This window comes from Mesorhizobium sp. BHscii (assembly GCF_053848065.1).
In genome coordinates, this window is sequence record NZ_JBSPKW010000001.1 from 26,226 (window position 1) to 46,167 (window position 19,942).

Below are 19,942 nucleotides of genomic sequence, written 5' to 3' on the forward strand. Positions count from 1 at the left end.
TACTCAATTCGACGACCCGCCCCTGCCCCAGCGCGGCGGTGGCGGCTGCGAATTCGGATTTTGCGGCCGGCCGCCGCCACCGAAACGAAACGCCAGCACCAGCCCGATCAGGCCGACTGCCATCAACGAGAAGCCGACCGGCTGCGCCCGTTGATCGACCTCGCCAACGCCGGAGCGCAGCACTAGGTCCACCGCCCGCATCTCGATGCCCTCGGCGTCGCCTGGGCCGACGGTGAAGATGTAGGGGCCGGGGCTAACCGTCGGGATCAGGCCTGCCTCGTCGCGAAAGATCTTGTCCGGCAGTTGCGGGCTGACCTGGCGCGGATTTTCCGAATGGTTGAATTGCAGCGTCGAGGCGAGCACCGTCCTGCCGCCGGTGGCGGCGGTCAGCGTCAGCACGGTGCGCTGTTGCGAGACGACGATGCGTTCGGCCCTCGCGGTGAGGTCGACCAGCACCCGCACCGGCGCGTCGCGAGCGGCGAGTGGTACCGTCACCGGCTTGAACCGGCCCTGCTCGTAGACCCGCCAGGTGCCGATCTCATGGCCGGAGAAATTGCTCATCGCCCAGGGATAGACGACGCCGATGCCGGTGCCGGCGAGCAGGATCAGAAAAAACAGAAAGCGCATGCGCTCGACTACCTTGCCCGGATATTATTTAGCGCCGCCGCGGGCGCGTTCCATTTCGTCCAGGAGCATGTCGAGGCCGAGCTCGGACGTTGTATCGAATTCGGCGGTGCCAAGATAGACAATAACATGGGACCTAAAAGTGGAAACCGGTTTTGGGAGAATCCGAATGATCTGAGCGATCGTAAGGAGGATCAGCCCTTCCCCTTCTGGAGGATCGATTCCAATGCGCGCTTTCCCGTCTCATCGAACAAATGCAGATGCTGCGGCGGGAACGCCACCGTCACCGTCGGGCCGGCCGTCAGCGCCGCCCGGTCGAGCGTGAAGACGTTGAATGGCAGGCCGTGCAGGCCGAGATGCAGGATGATGCCGAAGCCGGTCGGCTCGATCAGGTCGACCGTCGCCCTCAGGCTGCTCTCCGAGGCCGGCGACATCTCGACGTGCTCCGGCCGGATGCCGAGCGTCACCGCCGCGCCTTCCTCCAGTTGATAACCAGACGAAAGCCCAATCAGCGTTCCGTCAGGCAATCGTGCGCCGGCCGTGCCTGCGCCGACCTCATAGCGTGCCGACAGAAAATTCATGGCCGGCGATCCGATGAAGCCGGCCACGAACAGGTTGGCAGGGCGGTCGTAAAGCTCCAGCGGGCTGCCGACCTGCTGCACCACGCCCTCATGCATGGCGACGATCCGGTCGGCCAGTGTCATCGCCTCGATCTGGTCGTGGGTGACATAGATCGAGGTCGCGCCGAGATCGCGGTGCAGCTTCTTGATCTCTGCCCGCATCTGCTCACGCAGGCGCGCGTCGAGATTGGACAGCGGCTCGTCGAACAGGAATGCTTTGGGTTGGCGCACGATCGCGCGGCCCATCGCGACGCGCTGGCGCTGACCGCCCGACAGTGCCTTCGGCCGCCGCGCAAGCAGCGGCTGCAGCTCAAGCTTCCGGGCGGCATTGCTGACAGCGGCTGTGATCTTCTCGTGGGCGGCCTTCCGGATCCGCAGGCCATAGCTCATGTTCTCGGCGACGTTCATGTGTGGGTAGAGCGCGTAGGATTGGAACACCATGGCAATGTCGCGGTCCTTGGGCGCCCGCTCATTGACGCGCATGCCGTCGATCCGGATCTCACCTTCGGTCACCTCCTCGAGCCCGGCGATCATCCGCAGCAGCGTGCTCTTGCCGCAGCCCGACGGGCCCACCAGCACCACGAACTCGCCGTTCTTTATCGCCAGATCGACGCCGTGCAGCACGGAGACGATGCCGAAATTCTTGCGGACGTTGCGGATGTCGATCGATGCCATGAAACCTCACTCAGCCCTTGACCGCGCCGGCCGTCAGGCCCTGGACCAGATAGCGCTGGATGAACAGGAAGAAGAGGCAGGCCGGGATCAGTGCCAGCACGCCGGCCGCCATCATCTGCCCGAAATCGACCGAAAACTTCGACACGAAGGTGAGCAGACCAACCGGAAACGTGGCGGCGCTGTTGCCCGAAATCAGCATCAGCGCGAACAGCAGTTCGCTCCATGCTGCGGTGAACACAAAACCCAGCGTCGCCGCAATGCCCGGCAGCGTCAGCGGCAGGACGATCTGGCGAAATGCCATGAACTGCGTAGCGCCATCGATCTTGGCCGCCTCCTCCAGCTCCTTGGGAATGCCGTCGAAAAACGACTGCATCAGGAACGTCGCGAAAGGGATGTTGAAGGCGGTGTAGACGACGACCAGCCCGGTCAGGCTGTTGGTCAGCCCGAGCGGCGAGAGCATCTTGAAGATCGGCGCGACCAGCATCACCAATGGAAACATCTGGGTGAGCAGCATCAGCGCGACCAGCCAGTATTTGCCGCGGAAGGTGAAGCGCGACAACGCATAGCCAGAGAGAGACGCGAGCAGCGTCACGATCACGGCCGTTGCGCCGGCAACGATCATGCTGTTCCTGAAGAAGACCGGGAATGCGCTGTGGGCGAGCACAAAGCGGAAATGTTCAAAGCTCATCCGCGACGGCCACATCCGCACGCCCTCCGAATAGAGCAGGTCGTTCGGCGTCACCGATACTTTCAACAGCCAGAACAGCGGGAACAGCGCAAAGACCACGTAGCAGAGGATCGCCAGGCGGTGCAGCCCGGTGCCGAAAATCGAATACCTGTTCATCTGGTCACCGCCCGATCCATCAAGCCCGATCCATCAGGACTTGCCGAAGCATGACGATCAGCATCGAATAGGCGAGCAGCAGAATGAGCAGCACCAGCGCAATGGCCGAGGCATAGCCGAAATCAAGGGCCCTGAAGGCCTGCGTGAAGATGTAGCTCGCGACAATTTGCGTGCGGTCGGCTGGGCCGCCGCTGGTCATGACGATGATCAGGTCGGCGAAGTTCGCGATCCAGACCGTGCGCAACAGCACGGTGATCGCAATGGTCGGCGCAAGGAATGGCAACGTTATCGACGTGAACCGCCTGACCGCACCGGCGCCGTCGATCGCCGCCGCCTCGTAGAGGTCGCGCGGGATGGCCTGGAGCGCCGCCAGCAGCGTGATGGCGAAGAAGGGAATGCCCCACCAGACGTTGGCGATGATCGGTCCCCACATGGCGAGCTGCGGATTGGAAAGGATGTTGGCCGGCTCACTCATCAGGCCGAACGCATAAAGCCAATGCGGCAGCGGTCCGATGACGGGGTTGAACAGCCACGCCCAGTTGAGCCCGGTGAGGAAGGTCGGCACCGCCCAAGGCAGGAACACCAGCGCCTGCGCGATGGCGCGGCCGGCAAACGGCCGGTCGAGCAACAGCGCCAGGACCAGGCCGAACACGAATTGCAGGAAGACGGATGCGCCGGTCCACCACAGCGTGTTGCGCAGCGCCCGATAGAAATTTTCGTCGTCATAGAGGGTGCGAAAATGATCGAGCCCGACATAGCCGCCAGAGAAGGGGTTGAGCAAGTGCACGTCGCGGAAGGCGTAGGACAGGCCTAGCACCAGCGGCGCCAGCATGATGGTGACGATCAGAATCAGCGCCGGGGCGGTGTAAAGATACGGCTCGGCATGGCGCGTGATCCGGTCGACCAGCGACCGGCGGCGCGATTCCGTGAACCCGGCGGTGGCGTCAAAAACCATCAGCTAACGCTTTCGTTCCAATTGGCCATGCTTCCAGTCGACCATGGACGAGATCTATCGGAGCCGCCCACGATGGGCGGCTCCGATGCTCTCGGTCCGCCGTTTATTTCTTGGCCAGGTGTTTCTGCTGCGCCTTGGTCAGATAGTCGGCCCACTGGTTGGCCATTTCCTCGGGTGTGATATCGCCGAGCAGGGCCTGTTGACTGGTCTTGATGACCATCGAGTCCTTGAAGAAGGCGAACTCCTCGAGATAGGTCGGCATGACCGTCGGAACTGCATCCTTGTCCTCGAGTTCGGCGAACCAGCCCTTGAACTGCTCGCTTGAGTAAAAGGGATCCTTTTCGGCCGACTTGTGGACCGGCAGCGCTCCTGTGCGCTTGTTCCACTCGACGTTGCCCTCGGGCCCTTCGAGCGTTTCGATCAGCTTCCAGGACAGGTCCTTGCTCTGGCTGGCCGCCATCATCGACCAACCGGCATAGCCGATGGTCGGGAACGTCTTGCCGCCAGGCCCCTTCGGCATGGTCGTGACGCCGTAGTCTTCCGGCTTCATCCGCTCGGCTATCGCGATCAGTGCGTCCGGATCCTGATCAAGCATTGCGCAAGTGCCGGTGTAGAATCCGGCGACGATTTCGTTAAAACCCCAGTTGACGCTGTCCTTCGGTGCCAATCCCTTCTTGTAGAGATCGACGACCCAGGTCAGTCCCTTGATCCAGCCCTCGCTGTTCATCGTCGAGGTGCCGTCGTCGTTGAAGAATTTGTTGGACCCGGCCATCGTTGCGCCGAACATAATCCAGCCGTTGAGGCCGCCCGGTCCGCCGCGCAGGCAGTAGCCATATTTGCCCGGAAGCTTGGAAACTTTCTCCGACGCCGCCACGAACTCGTCCATCGTCTTGGGCGGCTCGGCGACACCAGCCTCCTGGAACAGCTTCTTGTTGTAGAACATCGCCCGGAGATAGAAGCCGTAGGGCAGCATGTAGGCGGTGTTGTTCACGTCGCGGCCGAGTTCAAGCGCGCGATCGGTGAGGCCCGAGGTGTGCTCCCATTTGGCAAGATAGGGTTCGAGGCTTTCGAGAAGGCCGTTGTTGGCATAGAGCGAGAGCCAGGTGTCCGGCATCTCCATGACGTCGGGGATTTCGCCGGCGGACACCATGGTCGCGAATTTCTGGAACGCCTCGCCCCAGGGCAGCGAGATGATTTCGACCTTCGTGCCCGGGTTGGCAGCCTCGAATTTGGAGACGATCGATTTCAGGGTTTCGGTGCGCTCGGGGCTGGTGATCACCTCCACGAGCTTCAGCGTCGTGTCGGCGAGTGCAGCACCCGACATCAGTACGGTGGCGAATGCGGCGATAAGAAGCTTCTTCATTTTCCGTTCCCTTCTTGTCTGGTTGCTTCAGGTCTTTTCTTCGGACGCGGCGTCGATCGCCGTTTCCAGGTCACTCCACAGCGCCTCGGTTCCCTCAAGGCCGACATGGAGACGCACGGACCGCGGATGGACACCGAACGCCATCGCGGAATTGGGTTGGGCCTTCTGCTGCAGCACGACCTCGCCGGGCACAATGAGGCTTTCGTGGCCGCCCCAGGACACGCCCAGCTTGAACAGCTTGAGGCGGTCGGCAAACGTGCGGATATCGATGCCGTCGCGGAAGACAAATGAGAACAGGCCCGACGTGCCGGTGAGCCCCGCAGGAAGCTGGTTGGCCAACCCCGGATGACAGACCTTCTCCACGATCGGATGATCCTGCAGGCGCCGTGCGATTTCGAGGCCGGAGGCCTGATGCGCGCGCATCCGGATCGGCAGCGTGCGCAAGCCGCGGATCAAGAGCCAGGCGTCGAATGGCGACAGCTTGCCGCCGAGATATGGATAGGCTTCGCCGCGGATGCGGCCGATCAAGTCCTTCGAGCCCGCGACCACCCCGGCCACGACATCGCTGTGGCCACCCAGATACTTGGATGCGGAGTGGACCACAACGTCGACGCCGAGCGACAGCGGACGCTGGAAAACCGGGCTGGCCCAGCTGTTGTCGATGATGGTCGGGATGCCGCTGGACTTTGCCAGCGCAGCGAGCGCACCGATGTCATGCGTTTCCATGACCCAGCTGGTGGGGCTTTCCATATAGAACAGCTTGGCGCCAGGCAGGGCGCTCGCGACAGCCGCCTCGTCGCGCCCGTCGACGTAGGTCACCTCGATGCGCATGCGCGCGAGCAGCGTCCCGAACAGCCGGAACGCGTCCGGGTAGATATGCCTGACCGCGACAATGCGATCGCCCGGTTCGACGAAGCTCAGCACTGCCGATGAGATGGCGGACATGCCGCTCGCAAAACCGATGGCGTCCTCAGCACCCTCCAGTTTTGCCAACATTTCCTCGAACATGCGCACGGTCGGGTTCAGCCCGCGCGTGTAGGTCGGCCGCACTTTTTCGCCGCGGTATGTCTCGAGCATCTCGTCATAGTTCGGGAAGGTGAAGAGCGAGGTCTGCACGATCGGCGGAACGACGGCGTCGAAGGCGTTGCCCTCATCATGGGCGGCGATCAGCGACGCCTGGTCGAAAAAATCGGCACCGTTCATTTCGACATTTCCTCGATATCCTCTTCCACGATCTCGAGGATCTTCAGCGTTTTTCCGCGCGCCAGCTCCGCGTTCCTGGCGACGATGGCATCGAACAGCTCGCGGTGATACGGAAACGATCGCCGCGCGAAATCCTGCCGGTCGAAAGGATGGTCCCAGAAGCGCTCGAACGCTTCACGCATCTGCCCCAGGAGTTGGCGGAAAAGCGGGTTGTGCGTGGCGTCGTAGACGGCCAGGTGAAAGGCCAAGTCTTCCGGACCCGACGTGCCGGTGGCGAGATGGACGCGCTCCATCTCGATGAGTTTTTCCTCGATCGTCCGCAGATCGTCGACTGTCCGCCGCCGCGCCGCGACCATGCTTGCCTCGGCCTCAATGCCGCGGCGTACCTCGAGGGTGTGCAAGAGGCCATCGCGCAGCTCTGCCGTATCGAGCGACAGCGGCAAATGGATCGTGCCGGCGGATATCGGCTTGAGCAGATAGGTGCCGCTGCCTTTGCGGGTCTCGGTGACGCCGAGCGCTTCGAAACGCCCCATCGCCTCGCGTATCGTCGAGCGCCCGACGGAAAGCGCGGCCATCAATTCGCGTTCGGTCGGAAGCCGGTCACCGCTCTTCAGCGCAGCGCGCTCGACATAGTCGGCCAGCGCTTCCATAACCTGCTTGCCCCGGTCCAACGGCGGGAGCGTGGCGATTGCCACACGCGTGACAGGTGCCCCGGGCAGTTCGCCGCGCGCTCGCATGGTGCCTACGCCGAAAATTGGTCTGACATCTTAGCAGAATTGCGCGCGGCCGACCTTTCGTCAAGTGCCCGGGCAGTGTCTCAGCTTGCATTTCGGCTCACGACCCACTGTGGAACCTTAAACCTTGGCGCAAAGGCTTCTTCTGCGACGTCGCAAAAAATCAGGTGCAAAACTGTCGTTCTAATCGGGATTTTGCGACAGTCGCTTTGAGTCCCAAAGCTACCGTTCAGCCTCATCTTGGAGAGAGGCCATCGAGCAGAAAGCCGAGGCCTTTCCGGAAAGCGCCGTCCCAATCGTTGTCCAACAGCAGACGAGAGCGTTCGATTGTCGGGTAGCGTTCGCTGAGACGTGTAAGGCGCTGCTGTGCGGCGACCCTGTCGTCGTCCGAGAGGTCGAAGCTCGCCCGGGTGATGGTGGCGCCCATCACATAGTTCCAGAGTGACCATATCGCGACGTTCAGATCTGCGTCCGCTACACCGGCTCTGGACAAGGTCTTGCTTAGCAGTTCTAGGCGGCTGAGCATGTTCGGCCCGAGCGCCCGGCGCGGCAACAGCGACGCCGACCAAGGATGGCGCAGCATGCTGGCGCGCCAGTCTTCAAGCATATGAACGACTTCTCCGCGCCAGTCTTGAGACTCACCCATTTGTGGCGGTCCGCGATATTCGAGCACCGAGTCGAGCGCCAGATCAAAGACACCCTCTTTGTTGTCGACGTGCCAATATAGGCTCATCACGCCCGAGCTGAGGCGATCGGCCAGCCGACGCATGGTCAATCCGTCGACTCCCTGGGCGTCCAGCAGTTCTACCGCGGTCGCCACGATGCGTTCCCGAGAGAGCGGCGGTTCACTGCGCGCCTGCATTGGCCGGAGCCACTCACTTGTCGGTTGAGACCGTTTGCTCCGGGCGCCGGTACGTTTGGCTGCCATCCGCTCTTCCTCGCTGTTGAGAACGTCGATTTTGACCGGCAACGCAAGGAATGTCGATCTTGGACGATTGACTCGTACGATGTACCATACGATGACTCGTACGTCGCACGAGTCATCGTATGAGCGATACGGTTAAAGTTCAATCATACCGGCCGCGAGGGTACGTTGCTCGCAGTCCGCAAAGCCAAAGAAAATCATGTCACACGAAATCAAGCATCTGCTTACCGGAGGGCTAATCATCATGACCATGGGAGTTCCCACCGCGACGACAGCGAATGAGAACGATCTCAAGCTGACCATCGTCAATCCACAAAACCTCTACGACCCGTCGCCGAACGGCTACAGCACGGCGGTGATCACGCCCCGCGAAGCCCGGGTGGCCTACATCTCCGGACAGGGCGGCCAAGACAGTACGGGAGCCTTGTCGCCCGACTTCGCTGTCCAGGTCGAGCAGGCCTACGCAAACTTGCGTACCGCCCTCGATGCGCTCGGTGCCAGGCCGGATCAGGTCGCAAAGCTTACGGTCTTCGTGGTCGATCACGATATGTCCAAGCTTGAGGTGTTGACCAAGAACATCAAGAAAATGTTCGGCGAGGCGCTGCCGGCGCAGACCCTGATTCCCGTGCCCAAGCTTGCAATTGACCCCATGCTCTTCGAGGTGGAAGCCGTCGTCATTCTGGAGTAGTGGTCCGATCGCCTTTCGCAAATATTGTAAGCTTCGCGACAGTTTCACCCTGTCCATCCAGTCAATGGTTTGCCTGTCGCAAATGTCCTCGCAAAAGTGGCCTTTCGCGACCGATTTTTGCGACAGCCGCAAGGGGTGCTCGCCACCCGAATGCGACGGTCATGCAGTTGTGCGGATCGAGGAGCCGAATGTGATGGTCTTGGATGGTGTACGTGCCTTGGTGTTCGACGTATTCGGCACTGTCGTCGATTGGCGCAGCGGCGTGGCGCGCGAAGCTGAACCGTTCCTGAAGCGGTATGGAGCCGGAACGGCCGTTCCTACCGCTTTCGCGGATGCGTGGCGCCGCCGTTACTCGCCAGCGATGGAGGAGGTGCGCAGCGGCCGGCGGCCCTTTACACGTCTCGACGTGCTGCATCGGGAGAATCTGGAAGCTGTTTTGCCGGAATTCGGGATCGACCCGGCTTCGGTGCCAGCCTCCGAACTGGACGAACTGAACCTGGCATGGCACCGATTGGAGCCATGGCCGGACGCGGTGGCCGGCCTCACGCGGCTGAAGGCCCGCTATATCATCGCGCCGCTCTCGAACGGTAACATCGTCCTCATGCTCAACATGGCGAAGCGTAGTCGTATCCCCTGGGATGCGATCCTCGGCGCCGAACTCGTGCAAGCGTACAAGCCGATGCCGGAAGCTTATCTTCGCACCGCTGACGTGCTGGCAATGAAGCCGGATGAGATCTGTCTTGTGGCCGCCCACAATGGCGACCTTGCAGCGGCTCGGGCATGCGGACTACGGACAGCCTTTGTCCCGCGTCCGGCCGAGCACGGGTTAGCGCAGACCACGGACTTGCACCCAGATCAGGCCTGGGACCTGGTGGCCAGCGACTTCATTGACTTGGCTGAACGGCTTCAGTTGTAGCGCCTCTCAACGATCAGCAAACCACCCCCTTCAGGGTTCTTCCACATTTCGGTCCGATGCTCTCTCGGAGTCATGACCCAATTGCGCAGCGATCTGATCCCCAGGTCGAGGATAGCCAAGACGGCAGCTTTACGCCTTGCGTTCCCAGCGCCGGTCTGAAGTCTGCTGCCAGTAGGTGACCACGTGGCCGGCTTCCTTCATCGTCTTCCAGTGCGTGCGCGCCGCCTCGACCTGGGCCGCATCGTGGCCGTCGAACAGGAACACGGCGCGCTCATAACCGGTAAGCTCCGGCGGCACGGCGCCGTCGACCAGGAAGCGGATCTGCGCTTCGTTCGGATTGTCCTGGCCGGTTGTCAAAAGGATCGGCTGCTCGGCCAGATGGGATTCGCGGTCGGTCGCATGCGCCAGGAACGAATCGTCCCTGAAAATCCAAAGATGCTGGTCCAGCGCGTCGCGCCGCTCCTCGGTGCCGGTCTGCACCACGGCGCGCCAACCGCGATCGACGCTGCGCTCGAGCAGGCCGGGCAGCGCATCCTCCAGCGTCGATTCGGTCAGGTGATAGAACAGGACGTCGGCCATGATCGCGCCTTGAAAGGCCTCACCCCTCGTAATTGTCGCGCACCAGCCGGTCGAGCAGCCTGACGCCGAAGCCGGAGGCCCATGACTGGTTGATCTCGCTGGACGGCGCGCCGATTGCGGTGCCGGCGATGTCGAGATGCGCCCAGGGCGTATCCTTGACGAATCGTTGCAGGAACTGCGCCCCGATGATGGCGCCGCCATAGCGGCCGCCGATATTCTTCATGTCCGCATTTTTCGAGTCGATCAGCTTGTCATATTCGGTGCCGAGCGGCATCCGCCACACTCGTTCCTGCGTCGCCTGCCCGGCGCTCGTCAGCCTGTTCGCCAGTTCATCATTGTTGGAGAACAGGCCGGCATAGTGCTGGCCCAGCGCGACCATGATGGCGCCGGTCAGCGTCGCCAGATTGACCATGAATTTCGGCTGGAAGCGATCGTTGCAGTACCACAGCGCATCGGCCAGAACGAGGCGGCCTTCGGCGTCGGTATTGAGCACCTCGATGGTCTGGCCCGACATCGAGGTGACGATATCGCCGGGGCGCTGCGCATGGCCGTCGACGGCATTTTCCACCAGCCCGACGATGCCGACGACATTGGCCTTGGCCTTGCGGGCGGCCAGCGCGTGCATCAGCCCGGTGACCGCGGCAGCGCCGCCCATATCGCCCTTCATGTCCTCCATTCCGGAGGCCGTCTTTATCGAATTGCCGCCGGTGTCAAAGGTGACGCCTTTGCCGACGAAAGCAATCGGGCTGTCCTTGGCCTTGCCGCCGTGCCATCGCATGATGGCCAGGCGCGCGCCACGCGGCGAGCCTTGCGCGACGCCGAGCAGCGCGCCCATGCCGAGCCTCTTCATCTCCTTCTCGACCAGGATCTCGACCATGACGCCGAGCGCTTCCAGTTCGTTGACGCGGGCGGCGAATTCCACCGGCCCGAGTATATTGGCCGGTTCGTTGACCAGATCGCGCGCCAGGAGCACCCCGTCGATCACCGCCACCTCGTCGGCGAAGGCCTTTTTCGCCGCCCCCGGATCGGTGGTGTGGATGGTCACCTTGACCGGCTTTTTGGGCTCGGCCTTGTTGCCGTCGCGCTGGCCGTCGCCATTGTCCTTTTTCGTCTTGTACTTGTCGAAAGCATAGCTGCGCAGAAGAATGCCCGCGGCAAGCTGTGCCGCTTGCCTGCCGCCGACGTCAGCACCGGGCAGGTCGAGCACGACGGCCACCTCCGTCGCCTTGCGAAAGGATGTCGTGATCGTGCCGCCAAGCTTGAGCCAGGCATGATCGTCGAGCCCCGAGACCTTGCCGGCGCCGACCGCCACCAGCCGGTCGAGCGATGTGCCCTCGGGCGCCAGCACTTCGACCAGGCCGGCGAATTTGCCGGAAAAGTCGGCCACCGGGAACGCCCGCTCCAGGGTCTTTGCCGGATCGCAAGCCTTTGCCGCGTCGCCGAGACCGCCATCGTTGGCCGCCAGCACGAAGACACTGCCCTTTTTAGGCGCTGCGAATTTGGCGAAGGCGATCGAAGGTCTCGAAGTCATCATGTCCTGCTTTCGGGAACGGCGTTGGGTTTTTGGGAGAGTGCCTTGATGAAACTAGATATTTGGCTGTTTCCGACCGGAAGCACCACCCCAATTTTCAATCATCGCCCCTGCCTGACGATCTGCTGCGTGATTGCGTTGGCCTGAATTCGGGCATTGGCGAAGCAACCGCGAATGCTTGGCCGCATGCCGGTAAACCACAGGCCGGGCAATTTCGGGTCGGCCTCGCCGCCGTTGAATAGCGGAACCCCTTGCCATCGAGGACGCCGAGCTTGCCGACCATGCGTTGGAGCCCGGTGCGGTAGCCGGTCGCCGCGATGACGATCTCGGGGAGCGATCCGGTTGCCGTTGTCGAGGAAAACGCCGTCGCGGGTAAATTCCCTTACCTGCGGCAGTACCACAATCTTGCCGGCCTTGATGGCGCGGACGGCCCGTCGTCGGTGGCGATCGCGGTATAGTCGACAGTCAGGCGGCTTGCACCTCCCGAGGAGGCGGGCGGCAGGCCAAACTTCGTCAAGTCGCCGAAAACCAGGCGCTGCGTTGCCGCCATCACCGCATCGGCGAGCCAAAGCGGCAATCGCGCCAACGTCGCGCCCGGTGGCAATGACGACTTGACGCGCCAGCCGCGGCCCGGCACTGGTCTTAACGGTCCAGTAATCGCCGTTGAACGCGATCTCCTCGACGGCCACGCCAAGCCGGACCGGCAGACCATGCGCCTGGCTGAACTCGTTCAGATGGCGGACGACGGCGTTTTTGTGGGGAAAAGCGGGTGTGCCTGCGGGATAGGCGACGCCAGGCAGTGTCGAGAGATCGCGATGCGAGTTGAGATGCAACCGTTCGTGCCGCCGATACCAGGGTTCGGCAAGCCGGCTTTCCTTTTCCAGAACAAGTGTCGGTACGCCGGCCTTTATCAGCGCATGGGCGGCGGCCAGCCCCGCTGCGCCGGCGCCGATCACGATCACACCGTGAAAAATCTGGCCGGTTTGGCTGCGCAATTCTGTTACTTCTGCTTCCATGCCTGTACCTGTCGCAGCCACGGCGGCCATAACCGTGATCGGCGCGACATTTGGTCGTTTTCCGGCATTTGGCAAGACTTTGCCGGAATCCGATCCCATATGGCGGTGGAATCGATGGCGATTCGTCGCGGCACGGCCCCGCTTTCCTGCCGCAACGTGTTGTTAACCATTGATGTTCGCCCTTTCTTATCCATTGCCGCCGACACTCCGGCCCACCGGAAATATCGATGTGGGACGGAACCAGATCGAACCGCCAACGGACCGGTTGTACAGGCGTCGCCGGGCGACTACCTTGTCTGGAGGCATGATGCCGTTCGGCAAAATCGAGAAAAGCCTTCATGAAGGTCGTTGAACGCTACATCATGCGTCGTGCGTTGGCGGTCTTCCTGGCAGCGCTCATCTGGACGCTGGCGATCGTGTGGACGACGCAGGTGCTCGCCCGCATCGACCTCGTCACCGACAGCGGGCAGTCGGCGCTGACCTTCTTCGAGTTCGCTGCGCTGATCATTCCGTCGATCGTCCCGATCGTCGTGCCTTTCGCCCTGGTGGTCGCGGTCGCTCAGACACTGAGCGCGATGAATTCCGATTCTGAGCTTGCCGTCTTGAACGCAGCGGGCGCTTCGCGCTGGACCATCGTCAGGCCGATCATGTTCCTGGCGCTGGCGGCCAGCGTCTTTTCGTTCGCCGTCGACAACGGCGTCGATCCCTATGCACGACAGAAAAACCGCGAGCTGGTGGCGTCGTCGCGCGCCGATCTGTTGTCGCTGATCATCCAGGAAGGCACCTTCCGCAAGATCGACGACGGCCTGTTCCTGCAGATCGGTGAGCGGCTTCCGGACAACCGCCTCGGCGGCATCTTCGTCGCCGATTCGCGCGAAGAAGGCGCCAACCTCATCTACTATGCCAAGACCGGCGCCATCATCGAAAACGGCGACGAGAAAGTGCTGATGATGAATGACGGCGTCATCCATCGCGAAACGCTGGCCGGCGATCTTTCGGTCATCCGGTTCACCTCCTATGCCTTCGACCTGTCCGCCTTCATGTCGGCCTCATCGGACGTATTGCTTTTGCCGAAGGACCGGACGACCCAGTACCTGCTCAATCCTAGTCCGAACGACAAGGTGTTCCAGAAAAAGCCGAACAAGTACCTGGCCGAACTCAACCAGCGTTTTTCCGAATGGTCCTATTCACTCGTCTTCGCACTGATCGCGCTTGCGGTCGCGGGAGACGCGCGCTCCCATCGCGAGGCGCGCATTCATCCGCTGATCACATCGATCGCGATTGCGTTTTTCGTGCGCTGGCTCGGTTTCTTTGCCGCCGGCAATGCCGACAACGTTCCGCAATACGCCTATATGGTCTACGGCGTTCCTATCGTGGCGTCCGCGGTCTCGACATGGTTCATCGTCTCCAACCGGACCATGGAACTGCCGGTCGCCTGGGCCGACTGGATGACGAATTTCGCTGGCCGCTTCAGTGACGGCTGGAGCGCCCTGAAGCTCCGCTTCGCCAGGCGCGGCGCTTCTGGCCAACGGGCCGGCTAATGGGCTGGATACGCTAATGGGCTGGACTCTGGGTAGATACTTCTTCTTCCGCTACGTGACGATCACCATCTGGTTCTTCATCGGCCTGCTGGCGCTTGTGTTCCTGATCGACTTCACCGAACTTTCCGGCCGCACGAACGGCTTGCCGGGCTTCACCTACGGCACGGCGTTCGCCATTTCAGGGCTGCGGACGCCGATGATCATGCTGCAGACGGTGCCGTTCGTCGGCCTGTTCTCGGCGATGGCGACACTGGTCTCGCTCAATCGCAGGTATGAACTGGTCATCGCGCGTTCCGCCGGCGTGTCCGCCTGGCAATTCCTGCTGCCGTGCTGCATCGGGGCGCTGCTGTTCGGGGTGTTGTCGGTCGGCGTCATCAATCCGATCGCCGCGCATGCGTTTTCCTGGTCCGAAAAAATCGAAACCCAGCTCCGCTCCGGCAAGTCGAACACCGTCTCGGCCGACGCCGAGCCCTGGATCCGGCAGAAGACCAGTTCCGGCGATACCATCATCGGCGCGCGCGCCATTCTCAATCAGGGCCTGGAGATGGCCGATGCCGTCTTCTTCGTCCTCAACCCGCAAGGCGACATCGTCGAACGCAAGGACGCGGCGCACGCCTTTTTGCGGGATGGCTACTGGGAACTGCAGGACGTCAAGGTTTTCCGGGACGGCAATATCCAATCGGTGGCAAGCGACCGGGTGCCGACCAATCTCAAACCCGAATTCGTGCAAGAGCGGCTGGCGCGCCCGGAAACCATCCCTTTCTACGATCTGCCCGGCAAGATCGAGGTTGCCCGCTCCTTCGGCCTCAAGGCAAATGCGTTTGCCATGCAGTTCGATTCGCTGGTGGCGCTGCCGTTCCTTCTCGTCGCCATGACGCTGATCGCCGCAACGGTGTCGATGAGATTTGCGAGGATGGGACAATCCGCGACGATGATTCTGGGTGGCGTCCTGGCCGGGTTTCTGCTTTATGTCGTGACAGTGCTGGTCAAGGCATTCGGCGTGGCGGGATTCGTACCCACAGTCGTGGCTGCATGGGTTCCGGTTGTCGTGGCTATGTTCTTCGGGGTGACTTTCTTGCTGTACAAGGAAGACGGCTAGTGAGGGGGGCGGTTTTGCGCATCCATAGGCAGGCCGGTTCGGCGCGCCTCTATGGGGCGAGCGCCTTGGCATGCCTGCTCGCTTGTGTCGTCCCGAGTATTCCGGCTTTTGCCCAGGATATCAGCGACATGGCAGCCGACGTCCCCGCCGGCTCGCAAATGCTGCTGGCGGCAGATACGCTGGTCTATGACAACGACAACCAGACAGTGACGGCCGTCGGCGGCGTGCAGATCGATTATGGCGGCAACCGCCTCGTCGCCCAGCGGGTCGAATACAATCGCAACACCAAGCGGCTCGTCGCCAGCGGCAATGTCGAGGTCGTCAACAGCGACGGCACCAAGATCTATTCGCAGCACGTCGATATCACCGACGATTTCGCCGACGGCTTCGTCAACGCGCTGCGTGTCGAAACCGTCGACAAGGCCTATTTCGCCGCCGAAAGCGCGGAACGCATGGGGGGCGTGCTGACGACGTTCCACAACGGCGTCTACACGGCCTGTGAGCCGTGCGAGGACAAACCCGACAAAGCGCCGACCTGGCGCATCAAGGCCAGAAAAATCATCTGGAACGGCGAGAAGAAGACGGTTCGCTTCGAGAATTCGAATTTCGAGTTCTTCGGCTTTCCGCTCGCCTATCTGCCGGCTTTCGAGATTGCCGACCCGACCGTCAAGCGCAAGAGCGGCTTCCTGATCCCTGGCATCGCCTACAAGAGCGATCTCGGCGTCGGCGTCAAAGTCCCCTATTATTTCGCTCTCTCACCAACCTACGATCTCACCGTCACCGGCAGCGGCTACACCAAGCAGGGCTTTCTCGGCGAAGCCGAGTGGCGTCAGCGCTTCAACAACGGCCAGTACAGCCTGAAGATCGCCGGCATCCGGCAAGTAGATCCCGACGAGTTCATCGACAGCGACGGGCACAATGTCGATTCGGGAGCGGCCGGCGACCCGAACAAATTCCGCGGCATGATGGGCACCAAGGGCCAGTTCGCCATCAATTCGCGCTGGGACTTCGGCTGGGATGTCCTGCTGCAGACCGACAAGAACTTCTCGCGCACCTACGCCATCGAAGACTTCAACGACAGCGTGCATCACTCCTCGATCTACCTGACCGGCCTCAACGGCCGCAACTATTTCGACGTGCGCGCCATGCGCTTCGAGGTCCAGGAAGAGACGCTCTCTGACGATCCGACCGCTCGCGCCGGCAAGCAGCCCTGGGTGCTGCCCTCGCTCGACTACGCCTACATCCCAGACATGGCGCTGGGCGGCGGGCAGTTGTCGTTCAATGTCAACGCGCAGGCCATCAGCCGCGACAGGCTGGACAGGGTCCTTGCCGATCCGAACAACGCTGCGTCCGTGACCAGTGTACGCGGCATCGAGGGCCAGTCGGGCCGTCTCACCGCCGAAGCGGAATGGAAGCGCACCTTCACCACCGATGGCGGGCTGCTGCTGACGCCGCTGCTGGCGCTGCGCGGCGACGCCGGCTATGTCAATGCCTCTTCGGGATCGCTCAATGCCATCAATCAGATGGCGTCTAACCTCGGCGTCGACGACGATATGCGATCGTCGCTCGCCCGCTTCATGGCGACCGCCGGGCTGGAAATGCGTTGGCCGGTGCTGTTCTCGTCGGCCAGTTCCAGCCACATCTTCGAGCCGATGGCGCAGGTGTTCGTGCGTCCGAACGAGCAATATGTCGGCGGCCTCGCTGTTCCCAACGAGGACGCGCAGAGCTTCGTCTTTGATGCCACAACATTGTTTGAGCGCGACAAGTTCTCCGGTTACGACCGCTTGGAAGGCGGCACGCGCGCCAATGTCGGGCTGCGCTATTCCGGCGCCTATGACAATGGCTGGAGCACCAACGCGCTGTTCGGCCAATCCTACCAGCTTGACGGCCAGAACTCCTTCGCCGCGCCGGACCTGGTCAACGTCGGCGCCGATTCGGGCCTTGAGACCGCGACCTCCGATTATGTCGGTCTCGTCGGCTTCAACAGCCCCAGCGGGCTTTCCGGCTCGGTCAGCGGCCGTTTCGACGAGCAAAGCTTCGAGGTTCGCCGCGCCGAGGTGAAGGCAGCCTATTCCGGCCTGCCGATTTCGTTCAGCGCCAAATACGCCTTCATCCAGGCGCAGCCGCTCTATGGCTTCACGACCGATCGTCACGAGGTCACGCTCGGTGCCTCGACGCAACTTGCAGAGAACTGGCGTGTCTTCGGTACCGGCACCTACGATCTGGAGCAAAGTGTCCTGGTCAAGGACGGGGTCGGCTTTGCCTATAGCGATTCATGTTTCACCTACTTGATGACATTCTCGGAATCCCGCGATCTGAGCACCAAGGAAGTGTCGCAGAACATCGGTTTCAACCTGTCGTTCCGCACGCTCGGCGATTTCGGTTCGACACAAAGCTCCTTCAACACTGTCCAGTAGCAGGCGACTGGCCAACAACAGACGGGCGGAACGGCGGCCGGCGAACGCATCGGCCCGAAATCGGAATTGATTTTCGGAAAGCACGGTGCGTAGATTCAAAGTGTTAGAGCGTATCTTGTGCGTCCACGTGGACCCACATCGCGTCTAACGACATCGTTTCGCCGCATAGGGCAGGCACGGATTCCAGCTCCCTCAAAATGGGATAGAATTCGGCCGGAACCGAGATAAAATTGGGATGCTTTCGATGAGGAAATACCTCTTTTCGGCAGGGTTCGCGCTGCTGGTGGCGGCGACCTCGGCCTCGATCACAGTGATGACGCCGCCGGCCTTCGCCAGCCAGATCAAATACGTCGTCAACAACGTACCGATCACCACCGGCGACATCCAGCATCGCGCTGCCTTCCTGCGCCTGCAGCGCAAGAAAGGCGACGCTGCCGAGGAAATGATCGAGCAGACGCTGCGCGTCGCCGAAGCCAGGCGTCTCGGCATCCGCATCAGCGACGCCCAGGTCGACGCCGCCTATCAGCGCTTTGCCACGACCAACAAGATGCAGCTCAAACAACTCGATGGCGTCATGGCGCAGTCCGGCGTCGGCAAGGAACATTTCAAGGAGTTCATCCGCTCCCAGATGGCCTGGAACCAGGCGCTGACCGCGCGCCATCGCTCCAAGAGCGGCGGCGCGTTGAGCGAGCAGGACGTGGTCAGGCGCATGCTCGACAATGGCGGCACCAAGCCGACCGCCATGGAGTACATGCTGCAGCAGGTCATTTTCGTCGTGCCGGCGGCCGAGCGCAGCGCTACGCTGTCCAAGCGCAAGCGCGAAGCCGATGCCATGCGCGCCCGCTTCAACAGCTGCAACACCTCGCGCGAATTTGCCAAGGGCCTGATCGACGTCACCGTTCGCGATCTCGGCCGGATACTGGCGCCGCAATTGCCGCCGGACTGGGCCGACCAGATCAAGGCCACCAAGGTCGGCGGCGCCACCCCCACGCGCGAGACAGACCGCGGCGTCGAGTTCATCGGCATCTGCTCGTCGCGCGAAGTGTCCGACGACAAGGCCGCCCAGATGGTGTTCCAGAGTGAAGGCTCGAGCGGCAAGGACGCCGACGAGCTCTCCAAGAAGTATGTCGAGGAGTTGCGGAAGAAAGCCCGCATCGTCGAGCGCTGAAGTCGCCAGAGGCAGAGCTGCCGCTGGCGCTGAGCGTCGGCGATCCATCCGGCGTCGGGCCGGAAATCGCCATTGCCGCCTGGCGAGGGCGCGACAGCGCCGGTGTGCCGCCCTTCTATCTTATTTCCGATCCGGCGTTGATTGCCGCACGGGCGCGCTTGCTCGGCGCCGATGTGCCAATCACGGAGACGATACCAGCCAAAGCGGCGCGCGTCTTTGCACGCGCCCTGCCCGTCGTGCCCCTTGTCGCCCGCCTCGTCGACGGCCCCGGCCGGCCGGACCCAGCCAACGCCGCCGGCATCATCGAGGCCATCGACCGCGCTGTTGACGACTGTCTTGGCGGCCGCGCGGCGGCAGTCGTCACCTGCCCGATCGCCAAGAAGCCGCTCTACGATGCCGGCTTCCGTTTCCCCGGCCATACCGAATATCTGGCGCATCTGGCGACACTCCACACCGGCGCAGAAGCGATGCCGGTGATGATGCTTGCCGGTCCCGAGTTGCGCACGGTTCCGGTCACCATCCACATTGCGCTGCGCGAGGTGCCGAAAGCGCTGACCACGGAGTTGGTCGTCGCGACAGCCCGCATCACCGCCGCCGACCTCGAACATCGCTTCGGCATTGCCAAGCCGCGGCTTGCCGTTGCCGGCCTCAATCCGCATGCCGGCGAAGGCGGTGCGATGGGCGCCGAGGACGAGCGCATCATCCGCCCGGCGATCGACAGGCTGACGGCGGAGGGGATCGACGCTTTCGGGCCGCTGCCGGCCGACACGCTGTTCCATGCCCGCGCCCGAGCCGGCTACGATGTGGCGCTGTGCATGTATCACGACCAGGCGCTGATCCCGGCCAAGGCGCTGGCGTTCGACGAGGCGGTCAACGTTACGCTCGGCCTACCCTTCATCCGCACCTCACCGGATCACGGCACCGCTTTCGATATCGCCGGCAAGGGCATAGCCCGTGCCGACAGTCTGATCGCGGCGCTCAGGCTCGCCCGCAGGCTTGCCGACATCGGGACGAAGGCTGCCGCCGCATGAGGCTTTGCATGAG

17 protein-coding genes and 1 pseudogene are annotated in these 19,942 nt (G+C 62.3%); 7 read left to right on the plus strand and 11 right to left on the minus strand.

The features are described 5' to 3' along the window. Nucleotides 1-3: 3 nt before the first annotated feature. The 8 genes from ACWTU7_RS00160 to ACWTU7_RS00195 form a co-directional block, all read right to left on the minus strand. On the minus strand, nt 4-627 hold the full coding sequence (locus tag ACWTU7_RS00160; RefSeq protein WP_029354356.1) for a hypothetical protein: 624 nt from the start codon (nt 625-627) through the stop codon (nt 4-6). A gap of 191 nt (nt 628-818) precedes the next feature. Further along, nucleotides 819-1,919 carry an ABC transporter ATP-binding protein gene (locus tag ACWTU7_RS00165; protein ID WP_455837269.1) on the minus strand — a complete coding sequence of 367 codons (1,101 nt, stop codon included), beginning with the start codon at nt 1,917-1,919 and terminating at the stop codon, nt 819-821. Between the two features lie 10 nt (nt 1,920-1,929). Further along, nucleotides 1,930-2,763, minus strand: a complete 834-nt coding sequence (locus ACWTU7_RS00170; RefSeq protein WP_455837270.1) for a carbohydrate ABC transporter permease — start codon at nt 2,761-2,763, stop codon at nt 1,930-1,932. A gap of 19 nt (nt 2,764-2,782) precedes the next feature. After that, nucleotides 2,783-3,718, minus strand: a complete 936-nt coding sequence (locus ACWTU7_RS00175; protein WP_455837271.1) for a carbohydrate ABC transporter permease — start codon at nt 3,716-3,718, stop codon at nt 2,783-2,785. Nucleotides 3,719-3,821: 103 nt separating this feature from the next. Beyond that, nucleotides 3,822-5,081 (minus strand): ABC transporter substrate-binding protein, encoded by a 1,260-nt coding sequence (locus ACWTU7_RS00180; protein ID WP_455837272.1) that lies wholly within the window; start codon nt 5,079-5,081, stop codon nt 3,822-3,824. Nucleotides 5,082-5,108: 27 nt separating this feature from the next. Then, complete coding sequence (locus tag ACWTU7_RS00185) at nt 5,109-6,284, minus strand: PLP-dependent transferase (RefSeq protein WP_455837273.1); 1,176 nt, start codon at nt 6,282-6,284, stop codon at nt 5,109-5,111. Next, nucleotides 6,281-7,021: a FadR/GntR family transcriptional regulator gene (locus ACWTU7_RS00190; protein ID WP_455837274.1), complete on the minus strand. Its 741-nt coding sequence runs from the start codon at nt 7,019-7,021 to the stop codon at nt 6,281-6,283. Before ACWTU7_RS00190 ends, ACWTU7_RS00185 begins: the two co-directional genes overlap by 4 nt. A 232-nt stretch (nt 7,022-7,253) precedes the next feature. Further along, a complete protein-coding gene (locus ACWTU7_RS00195; protein WP_455837275.1) occupies nt 7,254-7,946 on the minus strand; it encodes a TetR/AcrR family transcriptional regulator in 693 nt (230 codons plus the stop codon). A gap of 196 nt (nt 7,947-8,142) precedes the next feature. Here ACWTU7_RS00195 and ACWTU7_RS00200 point away from each other — a divergent pair, with 196 nt between their 5' ends. Both ACWTU7_RS00200 and ACWTU7_RS00205 read left to right on the plus strand, forming a co-directional pair. Next, nucleotides 8,143-8,631, plus strand: a complete 489-nt coding sequence (locus ACWTU7_RS00200; protein WP_287113472.1) for a RidA family protein — start codon at nt 8,143-8,145, stop codon at nt 8,629-8,631. A gap of 193 nt (nt 8,632-8,824) precedes the next feature. After that, nucleotides 8,825-9,547: a haloacid dehalogenase type II gene (locus tag ACWTU7_RS00205; RefSeq protein ID WP_455846489.1), complete on the plus strand. Its 723-nt coding sequence runs from the start codon at nt 8,825-8,827 to the stop codon at nt 9,545-9,547. Nucleotides 9,548-9,676: 129 nt separating this feature from the next. Here ACWTU7_RS00205 and ACWTU7_RS00210 read toward each other — a convergent pair whose 3' ends face one another. The 3 genes and pseudogenes from ACWTU7_RS00210 to ACWTU7_RS00220 all read right to left on the minus strand — a co-directional run bounded on the left by ACWTU7_RS00210 (nt 9,677) and on the right by ACWTU7_RS00220 (nt 12,673). Further along, nucleotides 9,677-10,126, minus strand: coding sequence for a DNA polymerase III subunit chi (locus ACWTU7_RS00210; protein WP_065008935.1), 450 nt, complete (start codon nt 10,124-10,126; stop codon nt 9,677-9,679). Nucleotides 10,127-10,145: 19 nt separating this feature from the next. Next, nucleotides 10,146-11,657, minus strand: coding sequence for a leucyl aminopeptidase (locus ACWTU7_RS00215; RefSeq protein WP_455837625.1), 1,512 nt, complete (start codon nt 11,655-11,657; stop codon nt 10,146-10,148). Between the two features lie 101 nt (nt 11,658-11,758). After that, nucleotides 11,759-12,673, minus strand: a pseudogene (locus ACWTU7_RS00220) (NAD(P)-binding domain-containing protein). Nucleotides 12,674-13,011: 338 nt separating this feature from the next. Here ACWTU7_RS00220 and lptF point away from each other — a divergent pair. The 5 genes from lptF to pdxA all read left to right on the plus strand — a co-directional run bounded on the left by lptF (nt 13,012) and on the right by pdxA (nt 19,929). Next, nucleotides 13,012-14,214: an LPS export ABC transporter permease LptF gene (gene lptF / locus ACWTU7_RS00225; RefSeq protein WP_455837277.1), complete on the plus strand. Its 1,203-nt coding sequence runs from the start codon at nt 13,012-13,014 to the stop codon at nt 14,212-14,214. Nucleotides 14,215-14,230: 16 nt separating this feature from the next. Further along, the gene (lptG, locus tag ACWTU7_RS00230) at nt 14,231-15,313 is read left to right on the plus strand and encodes an LPS export ABC transporter permease LptG (protein ID WP_029354377.1); all 1,083 of its coding nucleotides are present in this window, start codon (nt 14,231-14,233) and stop codon (nt 15,311-15,313) included. A 128-nt stretch (nt 15,314-15,441) separates the two neighbouring features. After that, nucleotides 15,442-17,730 (plus strand): LPS-assembly protein LptD, encoded by a 2,289-nt coding sequence (locus ACWTU7_RS00235; RefSeq protein ID WP_455837278.1) that lies wholly within the window; start codon nt 15,442-15,444, stop codon nt 17,728-17,730. 235 nt (nt 17,731-17,965) lie between these two features. Further along, on the plus strand, nt 17,966-18,898 hold the full coding sequence (locus ACWTU7_RS00240; RefSeq protein ID WP_455837279.1) for a peptidylprolyl isomerase: 933 nt from the start codon (nt 17,966-17,968) through the stop codon (nt 18,896-18,898). Then, nucleotides 18,895-19,929, plus strand: coding sequence for a 4-hydroxythreonine-4-phosphate dehydrogenase PdxA (pdxA, locus tag ACWTU7_RS00245; RefSeq protein ID WP_455837626.1), 1,035 nt, complete (start codon nt 18,895-18,897; stop codon nt 19,927-19,929). The genes ACWTU7_RS00240 and pdxA overlap by 4 nt, the downstream gene beginning before the upstream one ends. Nucleotides 19,930-19,942: the final 13 nt, after the last annotated feature.